The sequence below is a fragment of the Nocardia nova genome (genome assembly GCF_002933465.1).
Classification (GTDB): domain Bacteria; phylum Actinomycetota; class Actinomycetes; order Mycobacteriales; family Mycobacteriaceae; genus Nocardia; species Nocardia nova_B.
Genome location: NZ_PSZE01000014.1, coordinates 141,460 through 159,854 on the forward strand (window position 1 = coordinate 141,460; position 18,395 = coordinate 159,854).

Sequence of the window (18,395 nt, forward strand, 5' to 3'; positions counted from 1 at the left end):
GTCAGCGGCGCAGCCAGTCCCCCGCCGCCAGTGTCGCCGCGTCCTCGTCCACGAGTTCGATATCGAATTCGGCCGCCAGGATCTTCGGCAGATCGGCCGGCGGCAGATCGCGGCTGTGCGAGGTGCCGTCCGGATATTCGGTGATCCAGGTGGTGTTGTCGACGATGTCGTGCCGGTCCGGCCGGAACCGCTGCACATACGGCCGGGTCACGAACGGCGAGCGCGCGGACGTGGAGACGAAGTGATTGCCGACCGCGTAATCGATGCGGTACTGCGGATTCATGGTGAAGCTGTAGCGGTCGATCCAGCCGTCGCGGGCGAAGTGGTGCAGCACCCACAGTTGCGAATCGAGTTCGCCGCGTGCGCGTTCCAGCCGGAATCGCCAGTCGCCGGCGCGCACCTCCGCCGCATCCGGATTCAGCTCGAGCGGGGCCAGCGGCCCGGAACCGAAACCGACATCGCACAGCCAGACCCGCTCGTCGTCGGCGGTGGTCACGCGCAGCAGCGCGTGCGTCGCCGGGCGGATCTCACCGCGCGCACCCATACTCACGCGCCCGTGTAAACCGGTGACGCCGAAGCCGATCCGTTCCAGCGCGGCGGCGAACAGGCCCACGTTCTCGTAGCAGTAGCCGCCGCGGCGCGATCGGACGATCTTGTCCTGTAGCGACGGAAGATCCAGCAGCACTGGACGTTTCAACACCGGCTCGATGTTCTCGAACGGGATGGTGGTGGTGTGCGCGTACTGCAGGGCGCGCAGGGTGTCCAGGGTCGGCGCCGGCTCTCCGGTGAAGCCGATGCGGGCCAGATACGCCGGCAGATCCAGTGCCGCACCGTCCCAGTTCGCGACCGGGGCCGGAGGTTCCGTCATGACCTTCTCCTGTGTGATCTCGCGGGCGGATGTCGCACGGCCACTCCTGGGACAGGTAACGGCCCGGGCGTCGCCGTCGTTCACTCCGATGATCAACCACCGCGCGCCTCCCATCCTTCCCACCACCGCCGCTACCCGGCCTCGAGGCAGCTGCCCCCGCGGGCTTGCCGGCCCGATCCCGTCCGGGCTCAGCAGTTTCTCGGTCAACCCATTCGTGACGGACAGGCAGGTTAGGATTCGACCATGCGTTCGATCACGGTCGCTCAGCGACGTGCGCGGCTCGCGCGCCGCCATCGCCTCGCCTACGAATCCCGAGGTACCAATCCCGCTGATATCGCCGATTCGATGGTCGCCCTGCACGCTACCGATCCCGCGACGGTATACCTCTCGGTCTGCGCCCGCACTCGGGACCTGACTCCCGGGGACGTGGAGCGCGCCCTCTACGACGATCGGTCGCTGCTACGGCTGCTGGCGATGCGCCGGACCATGTTCGTCGTGCCGGTCGGCCTGGTTCCCGTCCTGCAGGCCGCGGTGGCCGACGCGCTCGCGGTGAAGCAGCGCCGGACCTACGGGAAGTATCTGGCCCAGGCCGTCGAGGGCGATATCGATGCCTGGCTGGCCGACGTGGCCGAGGAGACCCATCGCGAACTGCTGGCCCGAGGCAGTGCCACCGGCGCGCAACTGTCGGCCGCCGTGCCCCGGCTGCGCACCCAGGTCGACACCGCACCTGGCAAGCCGTATTCGAAACCCACCAACATCACCACTTGGGTGCTGGTCATCCTCGGCTGCGACGGGTTGATCGTGCGCGGCCGTCCCAACGGCGGCTGGACCAGCAGCCAGTACACCTGGGCGCCGCGGGAGGCGTGGCTACCCGCCGATTCCGTGCCGATCGCACTGGACGCGGCGCGCGCCGAACTGGCACGCCGCTGGCTGCGCACCTTCGGACCGGCTCCCGTCGACGATCTGACCTGGTGGACCGGGTGGACGAAAACGGATGTGCGCAAAACGCTTTCGAGTCTCGACCTCACGGAAGTCGACCTCGACGGCAGGCCCGGAGTGATCCTGTCCGACGATACGGATCCCGAACCCGAGACCGAACCGTGGGCGGCGCTACTGCCGGCCCTGGACCCGACTCCGATGGGCTGGCAGTCGCGCGACTGGTTCCTCGGCCCGCACGCCCCGGCCCTGTTCGACACCAATGGCAATATCGGCCCGAGCATCTGGGTGGACGGCCGCATCGTCGGGGGCTGGGCTCAGCGCGCCGACGGTGAGATCGCATGGCGGCTGATGGAAGACGTCGGCGCCGACGCGAAGGCGCTGATCGATGCCGAGGTCGAGCGCACCGCCGCCTGGTACGGCGACGTGCGCGCCGTCCCCCGCTTCCGGACTCCGCTGGAGCGCGAACTCACCAGCTGATCCGCCTCACATATCCAGGCCGAGGTCCAGCACCCGCACCGAATGGGTGAGGGCGCCGACCGCCAGGTAGTCGACGCCGGTGCGCGCGTAGTCGGCGGCGGACTCGAGGGAGAGCCCGCCGGAGGATTCGAGTTTCGTGCGCGGCGAGCGGCTGTTGCGGCGCTGGACGGCGGCCTGGGTGGCCCACAGCGGGAAGTTGTCCAGCAGCACCAGTTCCACATCCTCGGCGAGGACGGCGTCGAGCTGGTCGAGGCTGTCGACCTCGACCTCACATTCGATATCGGGATCCAGTTCGCGCACCGCACGCAGCGCGGCGACCACCGATCCGGCGGCCACGACGTGGTTGTCCTTGATCAGGGCGGCGTCGCCGAGGCCCATCCGGTGGTTGACGCCACCGCCGACGCGCACCGCATACTTCTGCAGCGCACGCAGTCCCGGCAGGGTTTTGCGGCTGTCGCGGATGCGGCAGTCGGTGCCCTCGACCGCGTCCACCCAGGCGGCGGTGGCGGTGGCGATTCCGGACATGTGCGTGACCAGGTTGAGCATGGTGCGTTCGGCGGTCAGCAGCTGGCGGGTCGGCGCGACGACGGTCAGCACCGCGTCGCCGGGACCGACCCGGGTACCGTCGGCGACGCGATCGGTCACCTCGTAATTCCCGGCGCCGATCACCTCGTCGAGTACCAGCAGCCCGACATCGATGCCGGCCACCGTGCCCAGCTGCCTCGAGACCATCGCGGCCTTGACGGTCGCCTCGGCGGGAACCGTTGCGGCCGAGGTGATGTCGGGCCCGTAGCGCAGATCCTCGTCGAGGGCGGTGCGGATCAGGGTGCGCAGTTCCCCGGGGTCGAGTCGCGGGTCCAGTGCCATCATCTACTCCTCAGCAGGTGGTGCGTGGCGGCGGTCATCGAGTGCTCACCGCCGGTAGCGGGTCCGCGACGGGGAGCGGATCGGCGACCACCTGCGGTCGGCCGTCGGCGCCGAGCCGGATCGCGACGCTGCGTCGCAACTCCTCGCGCGGATCGGGGTAATCGGATCGGGTATGGCAGCCGCGGCTTTCGGCGCGGGCGGTGGCCGCCAGGAGCAGGGTCCGTGCGGTCAGGGTCAGGGCGGCGTCCTCCACCGCGGCCAGCACGCCGGCCTGCTCGCCGTGGAGTCGCGACACCGCGTGCGGCGTGGCCGTTTCCGGCGCCGCGGGCTCGCATCCGCTGCCGCCGGCCGCGGAATCGGACGGCACCGCGTCGGGAAACCGTTGTGCCGCAGCGCCTTCCATAGCATCCGTGGTCTCGGATTTCGCGGATCCGCCCCCGCGCAGATGCAGGACACGCAGCATCGCCCCACGCAGTCCGTCACCGTCGCGCACCACGCCGGCGTGTGCCGACATCAACTGCTGGAGGGCGGAGCGATCGATGCGCGGCAACGTCATCTCCGGCACCGCGGTCACCTCCGCAGCGGCGGCGACCCGCTCGGCCGCGGCGGCCCCCACCCGCTCGCCGACGACCAGGCCCTCGAGCAGGCTGTTCGATGCCAGCCGGTTGGCGCCGTGCAGACCGGTGCGCGCCACCTCGCCGGCCGCGTACAGGCCGGGGACGGCGGTGCGCCCGTGCGTATCGGTGACGACCCCGCCGCACTGGAAATGCGCGGCCGGCGCGACCGGGATCAGGTCGCTGCGCGGATCCAGGCCCGCGGCGCGGCACGAGGTCGTGATCGTCGGAAATCGTTGTGCGAAACCGTCGATCGCGCGGGCGTCGAGATATACGTGATCGGTGCCGAGCTGTCGCATCCGGGCGGCGATGGCTTTGGAGACGATATCGCGCGGCGCTAGATCGCCCCGCGGATCGACACCGGCGGTCACGGAATCACCGTCCGAGTCGACCAGCACCGCGCCCTCGCCGCGCACCGCCTCGCTGATCAGCGGCCGCCTGCCCAGCCCGCCGGGACTGAACAGCACGGTGGGGTGGAATTGCACGAATTCCAGATCGGCGACCAGCGCACCGGCTCGCAGCGCCAGCGCGATGCCGTCTGCCGTGGCCCCGGGCGGATTGGTGCTGCAGGCGTAGAGCTGGCCGAGGCCACCGGTGGCCAGCAGGACGGCCGGGGTGTGCACCACGCCGAAACCCTGGTCCGACACCACGATCACACCGCGCACACCGGCGGGCCCGGTGACGAGGTCGAGCGCCGCGGTGCCGAACAGCACCGGCAGGCCGGCGGCATTCAGCGCGCGCTGCACCTCGGCGCCGGTGGCGTCACCACCGGCGTGGATGATACGGCGCGTGCTGTGCCCGCCCTCGCGGGTGCGCGACACCTGGCCGTCGCGGCCGAGATCGAAGACCGCGCCCAGGTCGGTCAGCGCCGCGATGGCATCCCGGCCGCCCGCCACGATGGAGCGCACCGCCTGTGCATCGCACAGTCCCGCCCCGGCGTCGACGGTGTCGGCGACGTGCGAGTCGACGGTGTCGCCGTCCGGCGCGACGACCGCGATCCCACCCTGTGCGTATTGCGTGGACGTATCCGTCGGGCCGCCCTTGCTCAGGGTCAGGACCCGCAACCCCCGCAGCGAGGCGGTGCGGGCCGCGGTCAAACCCGCGACACCGCCACCGATCACCACCAGATCAGCTTCGGCTTCCCAGCCGATCGAAGGCGTCATCATCATCGATCGAACCTTTCCGGCCCGCCCGGAGGCGGGTGCCGGTGCTATTCGCCGCCGCCGGGATTGCCGATGGCGATCATGCGCTGCACCGACTTACGGGCCAGCGCGGCTGTTTCCGGATCGACGTGCACCTCGTCGACATTGTCGGTCAGGCATCGCCACAGCGCCGCGGGGGTGATCATCTTCATGTACTTGCAGGCGGCGCGATCGTTGACCGCCTGGAAGTCGATGTCCGGCGCGGCCTTGCGCAGCTGATGCAGCATGCCGACCTCGGTCGCGACCAGCACCTGCTTCGATTGCGCGTTCTTGGCGGCGTCGATCATGCCGCCGGTGGACAGGATGTGCACCCGCTCGGCCGGGAAGGCACCCTCGCCGGCGAGGTAGAGAGCCGACGTGGCACACCCGCATTCGGGGTGCACGAACAGTTCCGCATCGGGATGGGTGCGGGCCTGTTCGGTGAGCTCATCGCCGTTGATCCCCGCGTGCACGTGACATTCACCGGCCCAGATGTGCATGTTCTCGCGACCGGTGACGCGCTTGACGTGCGCGCCGAGAAACTGGTCGGGCAGGAACAGCACCTCGCGGCCGGGGTCGATCGACGCGACCACGTCGACGGCGTTGGACGAGGTGCAGCAGATGTCGGTGAGCGCCTTCACCGCGGCGGTGGTGTTCACGTACGACACCACCACGGCGCCGGGATGCTCGGCCTTCCACGCGCGCAGCTCGTCGGCGGTGATGGAGTCGGCCAGCGAGCATCCGGCGCGCTGATCCGGAATCAGCACGGTCTTGTCCGGGCTCAGGATCTTCGCGGTCTCGGCCATGAAGTGCACACCGCAGAACACGATGGTGTCCTCGGGGACGTCGGCGGCGATCCGCGACAGTGCGAGGGAATCGCCGACGTGATCGGCGACATCCTGGATCTCCGGTAGTTCGTAGTTGTGCGCCAGGATGGTGGCGTTGCGCTCGCGCGCGAGTCGCTTGATCTCGGCCGCCCATTCCGGTGTGGCCTCGACTCCGCCGTAACCGGCCGGACCGTCGACGACCTGCGCTGCGAATGCCTGCGTCGTTGACGCCATGGCATGCTCCTTCCTCATGCGCCCGGCACCCTCACCGGCCGCATCACCCCGGGCCGATTAGCTTCAACCCGGTTTTCGACTTACAATCGAAAACGTGGCCCATAGTAGCACCATTCACGAATCGCTCACCGCGGTGTTCCAGGTTCGTCGCTTCATGGACACCGTCACCGCAGGTCCCGGGGGTGATCGCTCGGTAATTGCGAGCGAACCGGTGGATCCGCAGAGTCCGCGCTGCAATCACGGGCTGCGCACCGAACTCGGGGTGCTGCTGTGGCAGCGGGCGATGGAACCGCAGACCGGCACCTGGTCGCTGCCCGGCGGCCGGCTGCGCGACGACGAGGATCTCGACACCTCCGCTCGCCGTCAACTGGCCGAGAAGGTCGACGTGCGTGAGCTGTGGCACATCGAGCAGCTGTCGGTCTTCAGTGATCCGCATCGCGTGCCCGGAGTGCGCCGCATCGCCTCGGCCTACCTGGGTCTGGTGCCGCTGACCGCGGATCCGCAACTACCCGCCGACACCCGCTGGCATCCGGTTTCCGCGCTGCCGAACATGTCGTTCGACCACGGCACCGTCGTCCACCACGCCCGCAACCGGCTGGCGGCGAAGCTGTCGTACACCAATATCGCCTTCGCCCTGGCGCCTTCGACGTTCACCATGTCGACGCTGCGTGAAATCTATTGCACCGCACTCGGTTACGACGTCGACACCACGAATCTGCAGCGAGTGTTGAGCCGCCGCAAAGTGATTACACCGACCGGGGAGACCGCCGCGCCGGGTAAGTCGGGCGGGCGGCCCGCGGCGGTCTATCGGTTCACCGACGACGAGATTCGGGTCACCGACGAATTCGCGGCGTTGCGGCCCCCGGGGTGAGCGGCCTCCGCGGCTGTGCGAGCTCGCCGCACGTCGTCGGCGCGCGGGCAGCAGGGGCGCTGCGAACGGTGTGCCCCGACCGCTGCCGGATGCCTGCGGTCCGCGCACGGTAGCGTCGGCGGTATGGAATCGCTGATGCACCGGATTCTCGATATCGCGCCGGTGTGGATCTACCTGACGGTGGGCCTGCTCGTCTTCGCCGAGGACGCGATCTTCGTCGGCTTCGTGATTCCGGGCGAGACAGCGGCCGTCCTCGGCGGCGTCGCGGCCAGCCAGGGGCAGGTCCTGCTGTGGGTGATGATCCTGCTGGTGGTGGCCGCCGCGATCATCGGCGACTCGGTGGGGTACGAGGTGGGCAAACATTTCGGCAGCCGTCTGCTCGCCACCTCCTATCTGGACAAGCACCGCGGCCGCCTGGACAACGCTCAGGATTTCCTCGCTCGCCGCGGCGGCTGGGCGGTCTTCCTCGGCCGCTTCACCGCCTTCTTCCGCGCGGTGATGCCGGCCCTGGTGGGTGCCTCCCGCATGCCCTACCCGAGGTTCCTGTCGTTCAACGCCTCCGGCGGCATCATCTGGGGAACGACCTTCGTGGTCCTCGGCTACGTCGCCGGCAATTCCTACGAGAAGGTGGCGAAAACCGTCGGCCGCGATATGGCGATCGCGGTCGTGGTGATCGTCGTCGTCTCCTTGATCGTGTGGAAGCTGCGCGAACGACGTCAGGATAAGAAGATCGAGTCCGAATACCACGCCACCCACGACGGACGGTGACTCCCCTACCGCCGGCTCACCACTGCCGATCCCGATGCTTGACCGTGCGCCGATAGCCGCGCTTGTTCACCACCGGCCGCGCCGCAGCGGATCGGCGAAGTTCGTGCCGACGCCGCCATGCGGCGAGATCGGGCCGCTCCTGTGCCCCGGTTGCTGCGCAACCACTTCCGAATCGCGCCTTCATTCCTGCCATTCCTACACCTCCCCTCCTGGCTGATCCGGCGCAACAGTAACGACCGCGAGCCCGGATCGCCATCGAATAATCGGCGATCCGGGCTGCGATAGAGGTCACTCACACCACGGAATCGGCCGGTGGCACAACGCCGTCGGCGCGGTTCAGCGCTGCGAATCGGCGTTCTGATAGGACCCGGGGCGATGGTAGGGCCCGTAGGTCACCTCGGAGAGTGGCGTGCGCCGTGCGGGTTCCGACGTTTCGCCGCGGCCGCTCCCGAGGTCCTCGGCGGTGCTCAGCGCCGACAGCAGGAGAATGACCAGTCCGGCGATCAGCGGTTGCAGCAGAAGAGCCGTCCAGCCTTCGACGGTGGGCGCGAGCTCCACGACGGTGTGCACGGGCGGGTTGTGTGAGCGGGGGTGGATCCAGCGCGCGACCTGTTCGCCGAACCACGACATCACCCAGGCCCCGGCCAGCGAACCGATCAACAGACTCACCAGCATGATCGGCCCCCGCATCGCGCGCCAGCGCCACACCGCGGCGGCGCTGAGCAAGCCGGCCACGAAGCTGACGCAGGCGAAGATCGCGACCGCGTCGAAGCGGTGCGCGCTTTCACCGGTGAGCGCCATACCGCTACCCGGTTCGACGACGAAAACCTTCTCGGTCGGGGCGAGCATGGCCCACACTCCGCCCCCGATGATGCTGACCACCAGCACCGCCGCGACGATTCCCAGCGCCGCGCGCAGCTCGCGCGGTGCGGGAGAGGCTGCGGCGGCGCCGCGGAAGGTCATCAGCGATGGTCCAGGCTGTGGGAATCGATCACCCCGTGCCGGGAGCATTTCGCCCACCAGCCGTCCGGACTCACCTGCACGATCATCCGGCGGCCGCATTGCTCGCAGTAGCGCGGCGGTTCCAGGCCCAGGGCCGCGGCCGCCGGCACCGGATCGTCGAGACCCACGACGATCCGCTTCCCGGTGTACGGGTTGTAGCGCTCTTGCATATCAGGCTGTGGCATCTGGACCACCATTCGCGAAACCCCTTATGAAGTGCAGCTCTCCAGCTGCTCGACAATACCCGAACCGCCGCGGCCGCGGGCGCTCAGAGGGTCTCGTTGAGCGCCTTGATCGGCATCTTCAGATCGGTGAGCAGGTCCAGGTCCGCCTCGGCCGGACGGCCGAGCGTGGTCAGGTAGTTGCCGACGATGACGGCGTTGATCCCGCCCAGGATGCCCTGCTTGGCGCCGAGGTCGCCCAGGGTGATCTCGCGGCCGCCGGCGAAGCGCAGGATGGTGCGCGGCAGCGCGAGCCGGAACGCGGCGACGGCGCGCAGCGCGTCGGCCGCGGGCAGCACCTCGAGGTCACCGAAGGGGGTGCCCGGGCGCGGGTTGAGGAAATTCAACGGAACCTCGTCGGGCTCCAATTCGGCCAGATTGGCAGCGAATTCGGCCCGCTGCTCGAGGGTTTCGCCCATACCGAGGATGCCGCCGCAGCACACCTCCATACCGGCCTCACGCACCATGCGCAGGGTGTCCCAGCGCTCCTCCCAGGTGTGGGTGGTGACCACGTTCGGGAAGTGCGAGCGGGAGGTCTCGAGGTTGTGGTTGTAGCGGTGCACGCCCATGGCGGCGAGCTGATCGACCTGTTCCTGGTTGAGCATGCCCAGCGAGCAGGCGACCTGGATGTCGACCTCGTTGCGAATGGCCTCGACGCCGGCGGCGACCTGCGCCATCAGCCGCTCGTCCGGCCCGCGCACGGCGGCGACGATGCAGAATTCGGTGGCGCCGGTCTTGGCGGTCTGCTTCGCGGCCTCGACCAGGCTCGGGATGTCGAGCCAGGCGGCCCGCACCGGCGATTGGAACAGGCCCGACTGCGAGCAGAAGTGGCAGTCCTCGGGGCAGCCGCCGGTCTTGAGTGAGATGATGCCCTCGACCTCGACCTCGGGGCCGCACCACTTCATGCGTACCTCGTGCGCGAGCTCCAGCAGCGCCTCGAGCTGGTCGTCGCCCAGACGCAGCACCTCGAGGGTCTGCTCCTGAGTCAGTCCGACGCCACGTTCGAGCACCTGCTCACGCGCGGTGGCCAGAATGTCGGTCTTCACGGGTGCCTGCGTCACAGCACGAATCCCTTCTCCCGGCCGGGTGCGGCCGTGCCCATCGCGACATGGACTGGACCCTCCGTGGTTACGCGGGCTGCCGCTTCCGGGCCTGCGCGTCCATGCCGTGCAACTTGAACGGTGTTCAGGCTAGGGTAACGGGGTCAGCGAGTCAAAACATGCGAGGGGTAGAAGTGCAGCTACATCGGGCGGATGTGATTGACGGCGCCATCGCCATCCTCGATCAGTACGGGCTCGCCGATCTGACCATGCGCCGCCTCGCCACCGCTCTGCACGTGCAGCCGGGGGCGCTGTACTGGCATTTCCCGAACAAACAGGCGCTGCTCGGCGCGGTCGCCGACCGCATCCTCACCCCGATGGACGAACCCGTCGCCGCCGAGGACTGGCCGGGCCAGATCACCGAACTGGCACATCGGCTGCGTTCGTGCCTGCTGGCGTATCGCGACGGCGCGGAGGTGGTCTCGGCCACCTACGCTTCCCGGCTGACCACTAGCAAGGGCCGGGAACGCTTGGCCAGTGCGATGATTCGCGGCGGCATGACGCGCGAGGAGGCCGATCTGGCCGCCTACACGCTGCTGTACTACGTACTCGGCGAGACGGTGGACGAACAGTCTCGGATGCAGATGGATTCCGCGGGCGCACTGGCGGAGGAGGATTCCCCGCTCTACGAGAACACCTCGGCCACCGAGCGGTTCGACTTCGGATTGCAGCTGTTCGTGGGCGGGGTACTGCATCTCCTCGGGAACCGAGTGCGCTAGCCGGACAATCCGGACGGTAGTATTCGGGACCGTCATCCCCGGCGGCGCGGGAATCCGGTGGGAATCCGGGACGGTCGCGCCACTGTGACCGCGGCGGACGCTGAGATGCGGACCGGTGCGGGAGTCAGACCTCGGTCGCCGGGCACTGCTCTGAAAAGGTCGCGTGATGCCTGTGGAGTTCCGGCGATGAACCGCGCCCGGACAACGATCGTCGTCCCCGTGACCCTGGCGTCGCTGCTCGTCGCCATGGTCGTGGCGACCGCGTGCGGTGCCGAACCACTTCCGATTCGAGCGGTGGTCGAGGTGCTGGGCGGACATTTGGGCGGTGCCGGTGCGGTCGATTCCGCCTTCGACACCATCGTGTGGCAGTTGCGGGTGCCGCGTACGATACTGGCCGCCGTGGTCGGTGCGGGACTGGCGCTCGCCGGGGCCGCGATGCAGACATTGGTGCGCAATCCCCTGGCCGACCCGTATCTGCTGGGCGTGTCCTCGGGGGCGGGGGTGGGCGCCGCGGCCGTGATCACGTCGGGGCTGTTCGCCGGGGCGGGGATCTGGGCGCTGTCGGGCGGCGCGCTCGTCGGCGCCTTGATCGCGGCGGCAACGGTTTTCGCGATCGCGATGGCGCAGGGCGGATTGACACCGCTGCGTCTTGTCTTGACCGGAACGGTGCTGGGATCGGCGTTTTCGGCGCTGAGCAGCTATCTCATCTTCCGCAGCGCCGATCCGAAGGCCGCGCAGTCGGTGCTGTTCTGGTTACTCGGCAGCCTGGCCGGAGCGGATTGGACCCGAATCGCGGTGCCCGCCACGGTGGTCGCGGTCGCCGGCGCAGCGCTGCTCGCCGTGCACGGCTGGCTCGACGCGTTGAGCGTGGGCGCCGATACCGCCGCGTCGGTGGGAGTGCCGGTGCGGGCCGTGCGCTACGGGCTGTTCGCCGGACTGGCGATTCTGGTCGGCGTCCTGGTGGCGGTGTCCGGCGGGATCGGTTTCGTGGGTTTGGTGGTGCCGCATGCGGCGCGGATATTGGTGGGCTCCACCCATCGGCGATTACTGCCGGTCGCCGCGCTGTGCGGTGCGCTGTTCCTGGTCGTGGCCGACGCGGCGGCACGAGTCCTGGTGCGGCCCACCGAAATTCCGGTCGGCGTGCTCACCGGGCTGATCGGCGCGCCGGTATTCCTGCTGCTGATGGGGCGCCGGCATTACCGGTTCGGTGCCGCGTGAACCGTCGTCACCGGTCCCGCGAGCCCGAACCTGTGGACGGAACGCTACTGCCCGCTGCGAAGGTGGCGGAGTCCGCGGCCGCTGTTCTCCGGGTCCGGCAACTGGCATGCGGGCCCCGCCACCGGGACGTGCTGACAGCCGTCGATTTCGGCGTCGAGCCCGGCGAAGTGGTCGGCATCGTCGGGCCGAACGGCGCCGGGAAATCCACGCTGCTGCGCACGCTGGGCGGACTGCTGCGCCCACGCCAGGGCCGGGTCCTGGTGAACGGCGAGGCGCTGCACGCGATGTCGCCGCGACGGCGCGCTCGACTGGTCGCCATGGTGGGACAGGACGACCAGCCGCCGGCGGATCTGTGCGCCGGTGAGGTGGTCGCCTTGGGGCGCACGCCGTATCTGCCGCCGTGGGGCGCCGGCAGTCCGGCCGAGCGCCGCGCGGTCGGCGACGCCTTGGCGGCGGTCGATCTCGACGACTTCGCCGAGCGCCCGGTGCGGCGGATGTCCGGCGGTGAGCGGCAGCGGGTGCTGCTGGCCCGGGCGCTGGCGCAGGCGAGTCCGCTGCTGTTGCTCGACGAGCCGACCAATCACCTGGACATCACCCACCGGCTCGCGCTGCTGGATCTGGTTCGCGGACTGGGCCGCACCGTCGTGGTCGCCCTGCACGATCTGACCTTGGCCGACCGTTACTGCGACCGGGTTCTGGTCGTGCACGACGGATCCACTTCGGAGCTGCGTCCACCCCGGGAGGCGTTGAGCGCCGAGGTCCTCGCCACCGTCTTCGGTGTGCGGGCGGCGCGCGTGCGGCATCCGGAGACAGGCAGGACACATCTTCTGCTGGAACCGCATTCGGAGGCTGCGGAATGAGGTACCGGCATCGCCGCGGTGACCCGAGTCGACCGCACCGCCGCCTCGCGCCGGTCCGGGCCACCCGCCGCTCGCGGACGTCGGCCATCGTGATTCCGGCACCGCCCGGCTCACCGCCGTCCGCCAACGGCGGCGCCGATGCCGGCCGTCCACCCTTCACGAACTTGCCGGTGTCCGCCGCGAACCCGGTAGCTGTAGTCCCGGAAACCGTTGGAGGTGGACGATATGCAATTTCTGCGTTGGCTCGCCGTCGGCTCGACCGTCGCGTCCGTGGTGGCGTGCGGCCCCGCGCATCCCTCGGACGGCAACCTGACCCTCACCAATTGCGGTGAACAGGCACGCTTTCCGGCTCCGGCACAGCGGATGTTCGTCAACGACACCAATATGGTCGCGATGACGCTGGCGTTGGGCGCACAGGATTCGGTCGCCGCGGTGGCCGGTCTGCAACAAGACGTCGCGACCCTGCGCCGCCACTACGGTGACGTGGTCGATCGCCTGAACAATGTCGCGCCGACCTCACCGTCGCGGGAGACGGTGCTCGCCCACCGCCCCGATGTGATGGTGGCGGGCTGGAACTACGGCTACAGCGAGGCCACCGACCTCACCCCGGATACGCTGCGCGCCCACGGTATCGCGCCCTACATCCTCACCGAGAGCTGCCGACCGCACGCCGGTCAGCGACAGCGCGGCACCGTCGAGCCGTGGGCGGCGCTGCGCGCGGATCTGTCGAACCTGGGCGCGATCACCGGCCGTCCCGATCGGGCCACCGCACTCGTCGCCGACATCGATACCCGCCTCGAGCGGTTGCGTACCGCACCTCGGGCCGCGACACCGCCGACCCTCTTCGTCTTCGACAGCGCGAGCGACACCATCTTCTCCAGCGGCAGATTCGGCGGACCCCAGGCCGTACTCGAGGCCGCGGGTGCCCGCAACGCACTCGACGATGTGGCCGATACGTGGACGACGGTGTCGTGGGAACGCCTGGCCGCCGCCGACCCGGACGCCATCGTCTTCGTCGACTATCCGGGGCAGAGCTTCGCCCAGAAGGTGGAAGCGCTGCGCGCCAAACCCGGAATCAACCGGCTGCGCGCGGTCACACAACAGCGGTTCCTCAATCTGCCCTATGTGCTGTGGACGTCGAGCCCGCTCAATATCGATGCCGCCGAGCAGGTGCGGGCCCACCTCGAGCGGTGGAACATGATGCCGCCCTCGGGAATTCGCCCGGCCTTCGACGACGCCGTGCGCTGAACCCACCGGCTCAGGGCATGCCCATGGTCTGCTCGGAGTGCACCAGCCCGATGAACGGCACGATCTGCTGCGCGATCACCGTGTTGTATTCGCGGGGATGCTGCCGCGGATCGGCGTGCCCCGTGCTGCGGGTCAGTACCACCAGGAGCGTGCCGTCGACACCGCCGACGGTGTCGATCAGTGCGCGATGGGTGTATTCGTCGTCCACGACGGAATCGCGGTACGGATTGTGCGGGCGGATGAAGACGACGGCCGGGCGCGGTTTGCCGGCCGCCGGTTTCGCCAGCGCCCGCAGGTCGTCGAGCGCGCCGCTGGCGACGATGGCCTTGAACTGATCTTCGATGAGGCCGTTGCTGGCGGCGGCGGTGTTGAAGATCTTCTGCCGCAGCACATCGGTGACGGTGCGGCGCAGCGAAGCCATCCGGATACCGGGCGGACTGGAGCCGTAGTCGACGAATTGGTCACGCCGGGAATAGGTTTCCGCCAGCAGTCGCAGCCCTCGACTCTCCCGCGCGCCCGGAAACCAGCCGAACCAGCGCAGCAGGTCCTCGCCCTGGTCGCGGCTTTCCGGCCGCACCGCGGCCAGGTTGACCGGCGTGCAGTCCAGGATCACCCCCGACAGGGTCCGGGTGCTGTGGGTGTGGATGTGTTTGGCGATCTCGAGGGCGATCACCCCGCCCATGCTGTGGCCGACCAGCACCACCTTGTGGATGCGGGCGGCCTCGGTGACGCGGATGATCAGATCGCTGATGACCTTGGTGTCGATACCGGTGTTGTCGTATCGCACCGCCCACACCGAACCCAGTTGCCGCAGTGACGGCAGGGCGCGCGCGGTATCGGAGGCATCGAGCGAACCCAGGCCGACGAGGTCGAACACCGCGGTATCGCGGTCGCTCGCCGCGGCCGGGCCGGAGATGGGCAGCACCGCGGGGTCGGTGCGCGCCAGCCGTGCCTGCTCGGGGGAAACGTCGTAATGCCAGTACTGCGCGAAAACGACCAGTACGACGATCGGGACCAGCGCCGCCCGCAGCAGCACACGCCGCGTCCGCCCCAGCGTCCGCCAGCGGTGCCCCACACGGGTTTCGGCCAGCCGGGCCCGCCGTCGCGCATCGTCGTAATCCGCGACCGTGGAAGGGTGCCGATCTCGCATGGACATCCCCACCCACTGTAAGGGCGTTCGCGACAGACGCATCCGTTCCGCGCCGCGGCGCGGCGATACCCGATATCGATTACCGCTGGTCGTCGAGAAGGTGGCGGGGTGCGGCCTGGCGCCACGAATCGAAGATGATCGCCTCCAGTTCGGCCCGGTCGTCCAGGGCCGCCAGCCGGGCGCGCACCCACGCGTTACCGGCCTCGTGCGCGGCGATCCAGAATTTCGCGGGCTCGGCCACGACCAGTTCGTCGCGATCGACGATCGGGCAGCGCACCGCCATCGAGGTCTCCGCCTCCGGCAGCGTCAGAAACAGCTTGCCCGCGACCCGGAAAGTGGGCATCCCCCAGGTGAATTGCTCCGACGTCTCCGGCAGCGACAGGGCATAGTCGCGGGCATCCTCCCCGGTTGCGCTCATGCCCCGCATCCTGCCAGGCCCCACCGACACGAACGGGGTGTCGCGGCGAGCGGGCGGCTCAGCCGAGGTATCGGCGCATCCAGTCCGCGTGGAACCAGCCGGAGGCGGTGTCGGCGAATCGCTCGGGCAGCCACTGTCCGGCGCCCTCGGGAATCACCCCGACGACCTCGACACCGGTGACCTCCGGCAGGTCGGTGCGATTGCATTCGGAGGCGAGATCCGGTGCGCTCGGCCAGGATCCGATCACCAGTCCCGCGCAGCGCACGCCGGCGGCGGCGAGGGCTCGGGTGGTGAGTTCGCTGTGGTTGAGGGTGCCCAGTCCCGCGGCCGCCACCACCAGCACCGGTGCGTCCAGTTTCTGTGCCAGTTCCAGCAGCGTGAACTCCCCGACGCGAACCAGCAATCCGCCCGCGCCCTCGATCAGCGTGAGGTCGGCATCGGCCAGCGAGTCGATTCCGGCCACCGTTTCACCGAGAGTGAGCAACGGTTGCCCGCAGCGGCGGGCGGCGGTGTCGGGGGCCAGCGGTTCGGGATAGCGGGCCAGTTCGAGGGTGCGGGTCACGCCCGACAGCCGCTCGATCACCGCGAGGTCGCCGGGTTCGTCCGGAGCCACGCCGGTCTGTGCGGGTTTGCATACCGCGACCGTGCGCCCGGCCGATCGCGCCGCCGCGGCCAGCGCGGCCGTGACGACGGTCTTCCCGACATCGGTCGAGGTCCCCGTGACGATCAACCTGCTCATACCGTCGTGCTCCTCCGTTCCTGGCATCACTCTCAGGCGGCCTGCTGATCCCGCGCCGCGGTCAGCACCTCGTCCAGCACCGTGGCGATGGTCTCCATCTCGGCATCGGTAAGGTCGGCACGCGCGGTCAGCCGCAGCCGCGAGGTCCCTTCCGGCACCGACGGCGGCCGGAAACAACCCACGCTCAGACCGCGCTCCCGGCACTGCTGCGCGGCGTCGTAGGCGACCTGCGCCTGCCCCAGCACCACCGAGACGACCGCCGAATCCGGTTGCGGCACACCGGCGATGCGCGCGATATCGGTGGCCCGGGTGAGCACCCGCACGCCCAGCTCCGGTTCCTTGCGCAGCAGCCGCAGGGCCGCATGCGCGGCGCCTACCGCGGCGGGCGCCAATCCGGTGTCGAAGATGAAGGTGCGCGCGGTATCGATGAGGTGGGCACGTACCCGCTCGTCGCACAGCACGATTCCGCCCTGCGCGGCAAGAGCTTTCGACAAGGTGGCGGTCACGATCAGATCCGGTTGCCCGGCCAGGCCGCACTCCTGCACCAGACCGCGGCCACCGTCGCCGCGCACGCCGATGCCGTGCGCCTCGTCGACGATCAGCACCGCGCCGTTCGCGCGGACCACCCGATGCAGGTCGGCCAGCGGCGCGAGGTCGCCGTCGGCGCTGAACACCGAGTCGGTGAGCACCAGCGCGCGGTCCTCCGTGCGCTGCGACAGCAACCGGTCGACCGCCTCGACATCGCGATGCGGCGCGATCTCCACCCGCGCCCGCGAGAGCCGGCACGCGTCGACCAGGGACGCGTGGCTACCGGCATCGGAGACCACCAGCGCGCCACGCCCGGCCAATGCGGTGACGATGCCGAGGTTGGCGGCGTAGCCGGAGGCGAAGACCAGGCCCGCCCGCGCCCCCACGAAGTCGGCCAGATCGGCCTCGAATTCCTCGTGCGCGACCGTGGTGCCGGTGACCAGCCGTGATCCGGTAGCGCCGGCGCCCCAGGTCCGGACCGCCTCGACCGCGCCCGCGATCACCTCGGGGTGGCGCGACAGACCCAGGTAATCGTTGGAGGCGAGGTCGATGAGATCGCTGTGCGCCAGTCGCGCCCGCAGCTGCCGCCGCAATCCGGCGCGCACCCGGTCACCCGCACGCTCGTCCAACCAGCTCAAGGGATCCTCGTTCACAGCTCGGAAGCATACTTGAACGCCGTTCAGGACGGTTGCGGCGGGGGCCGTCGACGGCACCCGCACAGGTCAGCGCGGCGGCTGCCAGCCGAGGGCCCGATCGAAGGCGCGCGGCATGGCCCAGCCGGGCATCAGCCGCAGCGCGGTGTCGCGAGCCCGGACGGCGGGCGGCCACGACCACTGCGCGACCGTCCCGATCCGCCGCGAGCGATGCGCGAGCGCGCGGGTGCGCGGGCGGCGCAGCGAGTCGTAGCTGCGCAGTGCGTCGTCGACGCCACGGTCGTCGAGCAGCGCGGCCAGGGTGGCCGCATCCTCGAGGGCGAGATTGGCGCCCTGCCCCATATTCGGCGTCATCGCGTGCGCGGCGTCGCCGAGCAGCGCGAGGGGACCGCGGACGAATGTCGGCAGGTCGGGAAGCTCGTAGATGTCGTGGCGCAGCACGGATTCCGGCGATACCGCCGCCAGCAGCCGCGGAACCGGATCCGGCCACTCGCCGAAACGCCGGTGCACTTCCGCGAATTCGCCGTCGACCCCGCGCTCACCCTCGGCGGCGTTCGCCGCGCCGAACATGTACACCCGATGGTCGGACAGCGGGACGATGCCGAAGATTTCACCGCTGCCCCATATCTGCCCACCCTGGCGAAGCTCGGGCCGCGGTGCGGTGACCATCCGCCACGCGGTGTATCCGGCATAGCGGGGCGGGCGGGCGCGCGGACAGACCGCAGCACGCACGACACTGCGCAGGCCGTCGGCCCCGATCACGAGATCCGCGGTCTCCGCTCCCCCGGCATACAGAACCCGCGCTCCCCGCCCGCCATGTTCGCCCGTCGCGCGCTGGGGCCTGTCTCTTATACACATCTGACGCTGCCGACGACTTAATAGGTGTAGATCTC

At 69.6% G+C, this 18,395-nt stretch carries 19 protein-coding genes; 7 read left to right on the forward strand and 12 right to left on the reverse strand.

Translation table 11 applies throughout. The features are described from left to right. Window position 1: 1 nt before the first annotated feature. On the reverse strand, window positions 2-868 hold the full coding sequence (locus C5E41_RS18505; RefSeq protein ID WP_104377078.1) for an arylamine N-acetyltransferase family protein: 867 nt from the start codon (window positions 866-868) through the stop codon (window positions 2-4). A gap of 243 nt (window positions 869-1,111) precedes the next feature. On the opposite strand from C5E41_RS18505, the gene C5E41_RS18510 reads away from it, so the two are divergent. Then, window positions 1,112-2,284 (forward strand): winged helix DNA-binding domain-containing protein, encoded by a 1,173-nt coding sequence (locus C5E41_RS18510; protein WP_104377043.1) that lies wholly within the window; start codon window positions 1,112-1,114, stop codon window positions 2,282-2,284. A gap of 6 nt (window positions 2,285-2,290) precedes the next feature. Here C5E41_RS18510 and nadC read toward each other — a convergent pair whose 3' ends face one another. The 3 genes from nadC to nadA are packed head-to-tail and all read right to left on the reverse strand — an operon-like array spanning window position 2,291 to window position 6,007. Next, the gene (nadC, locus tag C5E41_RS18515) at window positions 2,291-3,151 is read right to left on the reverse strand and encodes a carboxylating nicotinate-nucleotide diphosphorylase (protein ID WP_181063300.1); all 861 of its coding nucleotides are present in this window, start codon (window positions 3,149-3,151) and stop codon (window positions 2,291-2,293) included. Between the two features lie 34 nt (window positions 3,152-3,185). Next, window positions 3,186-4,931, reverse strand: a complete 1,746-nt coding sequence (locus C5E41_RS18520) for an L-aspartate oxidase (RefSeq protein ID WP_104377079.1) — start codon at window positions 4,929-4,931, stop codon at window positions 3,186-3,188. Between the two features lie 44 nt (window positions 4,932-4,975). Next, window positions 4,976-6,007, reverse strand: coding sequence for a quinolinate synthase NadA (nadA, locus tag C5E41_RS18525; RefSeq protein WP_104377045.1), 1,032 nt, complete (start codon window positions 6,005-6,007; stop codon window positions 4,976-4,978). Between the two features lie 94 nt (window positions 6,008-6,101). Between nadA and C5E41_RS18530 the strand changes: the two genes are divergently transcribed. Both C5E41_RS18530 and C5E41_RS18535 read left to right on the forward strand, forming a co-directional pair. Continuing rightward, entirely contained in the window at window positions 6,102-6,878 is a 777-nt protein-coding gene (locus C5E41_RS18530; protein ID WP_104377046.1) for an NUDIX hydrolase, read from the forward strand. Window positions 6,879-7,001: 123 nt separating this feature from the next. Next, window positions 7,002-7,646: a DedA family protein gene (locus C5E41_RS18535; RefSeq protein WP_104377047.1), complete on the forward strand. Its 645-nt coding sequence runs from the start codon at window positions 7,002-7,004 to the stop codon at window positions 7,644-7,646. 16 nt (window positions 7,647-7,662) lie between these two features. On the opposite strand, the gene C5E41_RS33940 is transcribed toward C5E41_RS18535, so the two are convergent. The 4 genes from C5E41_RS33940 to bioB all read right to left on the reverse strand — a co-directional run bounded on the left by C5E41_RS33940 (window position 7,663) and on the right by bioB (window position 9,930). Next, entirely contained in the window at window positions 7,663-7,839 is a 177-nt protein-coding gene (locus C5E41_RS33940) for a hypothetical protein (RefSeq protein WP_181063295.1), read from the reverse strand. A gap of 143 nt (window positions 7,840-7,982) precedes the next feature. Continuing rightward, window positions 7,983-8,609, reverse strand: a complete 627-nt coding sequence (locus C5E41_RS18540) for a DUF2567 domain-containing protein (protein WP_104377048.1) — start codon at window positions 8,607-8,609, stop codon at window positions 7,983-7,985. Next, window positions 8,609-8,833: a biotin synthase auxiliary protein BsaP gene (gene bsaP / locus C5E41_RS18545; protein WP_258081054.1), complete on the reverse strand. Its 225-nt coding sequence runs from the start codon at window positions 8,831-8,833 to the stop codon at window positions 8,609-8,611. Before bsaP ends, C5E41_RS18540 begins: the two co-directional genes overlap by 1 nt. An 83-nt stretch (window positions 8,834-8,916) precedes the next feature. After that, complete coding sequence (bioB, locus tag C5E41_RS18550; RefSeq protein WP_030514661.1) at window positions 8,917-9,930, reverse strand: biotin synthase BioB; 1,014 nt, start codon at window positions 9,928-9,930, stop codon at window positions 8,917-8,919. 173 nt (window positions 9,931-10,103) lie between these two features. Between bioB and C5E41_RS18555 the strand changes: the two genes are divergently transcribed. From C5E41_RS18555 to C5E41_RS18570, 4 genes are all read left to right on the forward strand, one after another. Next, complete coding sequence (locus tag C5E41_RS18555; RefSeq protein WP_104377050.1) at window positions 10,104-10,688, forward strand: TetR family transcriptional regulator; 585 nt, start codon at window positions 10,104-10,106, stop codon at window positions 10,686-10,688. Between the two features lie 186 nt (window positions 10,689-10,874). Continuing rightward, window positions 10,875-11,906 carry a FecCD family ABC transporter permease gene (locus C5E41_RS18560; RefSeq protein ID WP_104377051.1) on the forward strand — a complete coding sequence of 344 codons (1,032 nt, stop codon included), beginning with the start codon at window positions 10,875-10,877 and terminating at the stop codon, window positions 11,904-11,906. Between the two features lie 32 nt (window positions 11,907-11,938). Continuing rightward, entirely contained in the window at window positions 11,939-12,766 is an 828-nt protein-coding gene (locus C5E41_RS18565; protein ID WP_258081055.1) for an ABC transporter ATP-binding protein, read from the forward strand. Between the two features lie 225 nt (window positions 12,767-12,991). Next, window positions 12,992-14,014 carry an ABC transporter substrate-binding protein gene (locus C5E41_RS18570; protein ID WP_104377081.1) on the forward strand — a complete coding sequence of 341 codons (1,023 nt, stop codon included), beginning with the start codon at window positions 12,992-12,994 and terminating at the stop codon, window positions 14,012-14,014. Window positions 14,015-14,024: 10 nt separating this feature from the next. Here C5E41_RS18570 and C5E41_RS18575 read toward each other — a convergent pair whose 3' ends face one another. From C5E41_RS18575 to C5E41_RS18590, 4 genes are all read right to left on the reverse strand, one after another. Beyond that, window positions 14,025-15,170, reverse strand: a complete 1,146-nt coding sequence (locus C5E41_RS18575; protein ID WP_104377082.1) for an alpha/beta fold hydrolase — start codon at window positions 15,168-15,170, stop codon at window positions 14,025-14,027. Window positions 15,171-15,243: 73 nt separating this feature from the next. Next, window positions 15,244-15,582 carry an MmcQ/YjbR family DNA-binding protein gene (locus tag C5E41_RS18580; RefSeq protein ID WP_104377052.1) on the reverse strand — a complete coding sequence of 113 codons (339 nt, stop codon included), beginning with the start codon at window positions 15,580-15,582 and terminating at the stop codon, window positions 15,244-15,246. A gap of 58 nt (window positions 15,583-15,640) precedes the next feature. After that, window positions 15,641-16,321 carry a dethiobiotin synthase gene (gene bioD, locus C5E41_RS18585; protein ID WP_030514668.1) on the reverse strand — a complete coding sequence of 227 codons (681 nt, stop codon included), beginning with the start codon at window positions 16,319-16,321 and terminating at the stop codon, window positions 15,641-15,643. 32 nt (window positions 16,322-16,353) lie between these two features. Then, window positions 16,354-17,502 (reverse strand): 8-amino-7-oxononanoate synthase, encoded by a 1,149-nt coding sequence (locus C5E41_RS18590; RefSeq protein ID WP_104377053.1) that lies wholly within the window; start codon window positions 17,500-17,502, stop codon window positions 16,354-16,356. Between the last annotated feature and the right edge of the window lie 893 nt (window positions 17,503-18,395).

Coding starts and splice junctions, on each gene's coding strand:
- nadA (WP_104377045.1), bottom strand. CDS start 6,007: ATGGCGTCAACGACGCAGGCATTCGCAGCGCAGGTCGTCGACGGTCCG.
- C5E41_RS18580 (WP_104377052.1), bottom strand. CDS start 15,582: ATGAGCGCAACCGGGGAGGATGCCCGCGACTATGCCCTGTCGCTGCCG.
- C5E41_RS18505 (WP_104377078.1), bottom strand. CDS start 868: ATGACGGAACCTCCGGCCCCGGTCGCGAACTGGGACGGTGCGGCACTG.
- bsaP (WP_258081054.1), bottom strand. CDS start 8,833: ATGCCACAGCCTGATATGCAAGAGCGCTACAACCCGTACACCGGGAAG.
- C5E41_RS18540 (WP_104377048.1), bottom strand. CDS start 8,609: ATGACCTTCCGCGGCGCCGCCGCAGCCTCTCCCGCACCGCGCGAGCTG.
- C5E41_RS18535 (WP_104377047.1), top strand. CDS start 7,002: ATGGAATCGCTGATGCACCGGATTCTCGATATCGCGCCGGTGTGGATC.
- C5E41_RS18560 (WP_104377051.1), top strand. CDS start 10,875: ATGAACCGCGCCCGGACAACGATCGTCGTCCCCGTGACCCTGGCGTCG.
- C5E41_RS33940 (WP_181063295.1), bottom strand. CDS start 7,839: ATGGCAGGAATGAAGGCGCGATTCGGAAGTGGTTGCGCAGCAACCGGG.
- C5E41_RS18575 (WP_104377082.1), bottom strand. CDS start 15,170: ATGTCCATGCGAGATCGGCACCCTTCCACGGTCGCGGATTACGACGAT.
- nadC (WP_181063300.1), bottom strand. CDS start 3,151: ATGGCACTGGACCCGCGACTCGACCCCGGGGAACTGCGCACCCTGATC.
- bioD (WP_030514668.1), bottom strand. CDS start 16,321: ATGAGCAGGTTGATCGTCACGGGGACCTCGACCGATGTCGGGAAGACC.
- C5E41_RS18520 (WP_104377079.1), bottom strand. CDS start 4,931: ATGATGACGCCTTCGATCGGCTGGGAAGCCGAAGCTGATCTGGTGGTG.
- C5E41_RS18510 (WP_104377043.1), top strand. CDS start 1,112: ATGCGTTCGATCACGGTCGCTCAGCGACGTGCGCGGCTCGCGCGCCGC.
- C5E41_RS18570 (WP_104377081.1), top strand. CDS start 12,992: ATGCAATTTCTGCGTTGGCTCGCCGTCGGCTCGACCGTCGCGTCCGTG.